We start from the raw sequence: 4213 nt of genomic DNA, 5'->3' as shown, positions 1-4213 counted from the left end.
TATGCTTCGGTTTGCTGTACCAGCTTTTTAGCTGGTCTTTGGTCGTATAGCCAAAGAGCAACAGCCCTTTCGGGGCGTGGGTCGTTTGTGTTTATCGTTCAGAGGCAGTCGAGAGCCCCACTTAGGTAAATGCAACGATCTGCGCCTTTTTGTACCCTTACAAAATTTGGCGAAGTTCTTTTGCAGAACGGGGCGAACTCCAGAAGTTTAAAACTATGGAGGCTGTTATGGTTTGGAATAAAATTGGCAACATAGCCGCACTATCTCTCGTGATTTTAGTCGTCGCTTGTGGTGACGATAGCAGTTCCAGTGGCCCGGAGAATGCAACAGCTTCCGACTTCGATTTGGTTTTAGCGACTTTCGATGACCTTCCTACGTGCAGCAGTAAGCGAGAAGGAGTAACCGCTTATGTGAAAGATGAAAAGATTGCCTATGTCTGTGAGAACGCTGACTGGGTTGAAGAATATTCCGATAAGGTTTCATCAATCGGCAAGAATAAATCATCTTCGAGTAGTGACAAGATAAAGTCCTCCAGCAGTGTTGAATTTAAACAGGATTCTACTGCATATGACACACTTCCGGTGGTTGCTGTCAAAAATAAGTCCATTAGCGGTGTGTTACAAAAAGGACCTTTTGTGACTGGTTCCGCGATAAAACTTTATGAATTGGATGGCGAAAACTATGTGCAGACGGGCAAAAGCTTTATGGGGAAAATTGCAAGTGATGACGGCAAGTTCGTCGTGTCGAGCGTGACGCTTGCTAGTCAGTATGCTCTCTTTGAAGCGAATGGGTATTTCCGTAACGAAATCACTGGAAAAAAATCCAGCGGCACAATTACCTTGAATGCGCTTGCGGATCTCTCCGAGCGCAAGAGCGTTAATGTTAACTTGCTCACGCATCTTGAATACGAACGAGCCTTATACTTGGTCGGTATGGGAATCAATGTGCTTTCTGCAAAGAAACAAGCCGAAACCGAAATTTTTAATGCGTTTGGAATCCAAGGTGAATTCGCAAATTCCGAAGATTTGGATATTTTCAGTAAGAGCGACGGAAATGCGGCACTCCTTGCCTTTAGCGTTCTCATGCTCCGTGATCTGAGCGAAGCGGACCTGACCGAACTTCTGACCAAGTTTGCAACTGATATTGAAAAAGATGGCCAATGGGATGATGAGGCGACCAAGGCAAAGATTGCTGATTGGGCGCAATTGAAAGATGTTTCAGGCGGCCTTGACAGTATTCGTAGCAATATCAAAAACTGGAATTTGGGAACGGTGCCCGACTTTGAAAAATATGTGCGTAATTTTTGGTATAAAAACTACAAACTTGGCGATTGCGACAAGGCTCGCGAAGGCGATGTCATAGCCACAAAGAATGAACTCAGTACGACCTACGGTACAAATGACCGTTTCATTTGCAAGAGTAGTACTTGGGTCGAAGCTAGCGATGCAGAGAAGGATTTTTACAAGTCTGAGAAAAGTAGTGGTGGTGCTGACGGCGAGCTTTGGGAGGGATTGTTGACGGGAAAAATTTACAAGTATGATCTAGCTTTGGACAAGTGGGTGACGGCTACCCATAACGATACCACCCTCAAATTGATGGGGTGCACCGCCAACCGTATGGGCGAAATTGGTAAGAGTTCAACTGATGATGTCTATTACGTATGCGAGAATTCTGACTGGCGGACCGCCCAGGAAATAGACCTCGACACCTACGGAGAAAAGTGTACTAGCAAAGAAGTGGGCAAGACTATTGAAGGCGTGGTAACCAGCACTAACAAGTATTATTGCACGGAGAGAGGTTGGGTGGGCCTGATGGGTGGCTGGAGTTGGAATGTGCCGAAGGTGGCTCGTCTGAATCCCGAAATTACTTATGGTGCCATGACGGACTCCCGCGACGGCAAAAAGTACAAGACGGTAGTGATTGGCGACCAGACTTGGATGGCGGAAAACCTTAATTACGCCGACAGCACAACAACAGTAAGTCTCAAGGGAAAAAGTTGGTGCTACAACAATGTGGCCGCAAATTGCGGTGTGGCGGGTCGCCTTTACACTTGGGCCGCGACAATCGACTCGGTGAAGTTGGCGAATGATGCGGATGACCCGCAGAATTGCGGTTCTGGCAAGACCTGTACCCTGCCTGCAAAGGTGCAGGGCATCTGCCCTACGGGCTGGCATTTGCCCACGCAAATAGAATGGAGTGACTTGTTTACGGCGGTAGGCGGTCTCGCTGCTGCAGGTAAGGTGCTCAAGTCGCTGAGTGGCTGGTATAGCAACGGGAACGGTACGGATGCCGCCGGATTCTCTGCGCTGCCCGCTGGCAGCAGAGACTACGATGGCGATTTCAACACAGATGGCTCCAACGCCTATTTTTGGAGTGCCTCTGCGGGCGATGACGACAATGCCTACTACTTATATTTGCACTACCGCACCGAAACTGCGAGTTTGGGCTGCTACTATAAGAGTTTAGCCTTCTCCATTCGTTGTGTCAAGGATTCTGAAGAATAACTTTTAACCAGCAATTGAATTGTAGGAATGCAAATTTGTTGGATTGTCGCCAAAATTAGGAACTGTTATAAAGCAGATCAATTATTTGGCTGTATTTGATATACAAGGTTGCGTTTTGCAGAAGGACCACATCGAGCCAACGGACTTTAATATCGTAGCTCCGCGTGCGTGTTCTTACTTCATACGAATAGAAAATCAAGCTAGGTTTGTTGAAGTGAAGTAGGCTTTAATAGCCAAAGTTGATTGAAAAATCGATTGATGTGTTCTAGATGGAATTTCTTTATATTGCTGAAAGAACCATCTTTAGAGAAAAATAAGTTCAAACCATCTTCTTTTATCTCTAGTGAGAAGTTTTTGGGTGAGGCTTGAACGCTTCTTCGGTTTAGAAACGCGGTGAGATCTTTGGATAATAATTCGATTTCGGAAAGCAACATATCATAGAGAACAATATCATTAGTTGGAGTTCCCGCAGTTGAAATTCCTTGCCCCATCATGTAAACATTCCCGTTTAGTGAAATCGGTGTCATGAGACCATTTTTTCGAAATTCTGCGATTTCTTTTGCGTTTAGTTTATCTCCAATAGAGATTCCTTTAATTCTTTTGCTTTCTGCTAATTGAGGCCAAGATTCGACGATTTGTTGGATAAAAAATGGATTTGAAAAGCAATCGTCGTCTTTATGATGTTTTACATCTAGAAAACACACATAGTCATTTCCCACATAGGTGAATAGCAAGTATTCAGATCTTGAAGAAAAACCGTCTTTGTCAAGAGGATTTGATGTCGGCAAGTGAAAGTGATGAATGTTCCAATCGGCCCAAAGTAAATCTGTTCGACGTCCCTTCTTTTCGGAAAGGTTATTTAGTTTAATCGTTTTTGATTGATATGGATTGACGTTCTCTCCGTATTCAAATTTGTCTGCCAGTAAATGAATTGCCGGAATGCATTCTTTGGGAATGCGAGTCCAGAATCCTTTGCTAAAAAATGTAAATCGCTCTTTGGGCTCAATAAGTCTTGCTACATAAGATATCCAACGGCGTATGGGTTGCTCGTCATTTGGATTATATTTTAGGTGATGCTTTTCACATAATGACTTTGAAATTTCTTGCAAGTCATTCCAAAATTTATATTTCAGTAAGTCCGCTAGGGATTGCTCAGGCATAGTAAAAAGATAACTAAAAACACCTCGGATTGTTACATCCGAGGTGTTGTATATTTTTCGCGTTAGCGAGGCTTAAGCCTGTTTGTAGCTCTCCATCGCGTCCACGTTCACGCTCTTCACAAAGTTGTAGTGCTTGGCGACTTTGCTTCGACAGGCTCAGCACAGGCTCTTTCGGCGATGTTCAGGTACACCTTCATGCTCTTTTCGAACAGTTCCGGTGCCTTGGTGGCGTCGCGGAGGAGCAACTGGCTCATCACGCAGTTGGCGGCCTTATAAGACCGTTCGGCTCACGCCTCACTCTCGCCTACACGGTTCATTAATATGAGCCGCTTTAGGCTCACAGCGTACAAGTGGCGGCTGCAGAGGTCGGTGAACTCGTTGTTGTTCGCGGCCTTCACGACTTCGATGGCTTCGTTGAACTTCGCGTCCATGGCCTTCGCGCGGGCCTTGAGGCTCTCGTATTCGGCGGCCACTTCGCCCGCTTCCAGTTCCTCGAGCATCTGGCTGTAGGTGCCGGTGGTGATGTGCGGGAGGGCGGCAACGGTCTGC

The 4213-nt window shown here is 45.8% G+C and carries 2 protein-coding genes and 1 pseudogene; 1 reads left to right on the top strand and 2 read right to left on the bottom strand.

The features are described from left to right. The first annotated feature begins 227 nt into the window (after window positions 1-227). Window positions 228-2504 carry a fibrobacter succinogenes major paralogous domain-containing protein gene (locus ACKI61_RS12225; protein ID WP_407457967.1) on the top strand — a complete coding sequence of 759 codons (2277 nt, stop codon included), beginning with the start codon at window positions 228-230 and terminating at the stop codon, window positions 2502-2504. Window positions 2505-2704: 200 nt separating this feature from the next. On the opposite strand, the gene ACKI61_RS12220 is transcribed toward ACKI61_RS12225, so the two are convergent. Beyond that, window positions 2705-3664, bottom strand: a complete 960-nt coding sequence (locus ACKI61_RS12220; protein ID WP_407457966.1) for a hypothetical protein — start codon at window positions 3662-3664, stop codon at window positions 2705-2707. Between the two features lie 116 nt (window positions 3665-3780). Continuing rightward, window positions 3781-4164: pseudogene (locus ACKI61_RS12215) on the bottom strand (Acyl-CoA dehydrogenase C-terminal domain-containing protein). Window positions 4165-4213: the final 49 nt, after the last annotated feature.

The sequence above is a fragment of the Fibrobacter sp. genome (assembly GCF_045601785.1).
Classification (GTDB): domain Bacteria; phylum Fibrobacterota; class Fibrobacteria; order Fibrobacterales; family Fibrobacteraceae; genus Fibrobacter.
This window is presented reverse-complemented; position numbering and strand designations above follow the sequence as displayed.

Coding starts and splice junctions, on each gene's coding strand:
- ACKI61_RS12225 (WP_407457967.1), top strand. CDS start 228: ATGGTTTGGAATAAAATTGGCAACATAGCCGCACTATCTCTCGTGATT.
- ACKI61_RS12220 (WP_407457966.1), bottom strand. CDS start 3,664: ATGCCTGAGCAATCCCTAGCGGACTTACTGAAATATAAATTTTGGAAT.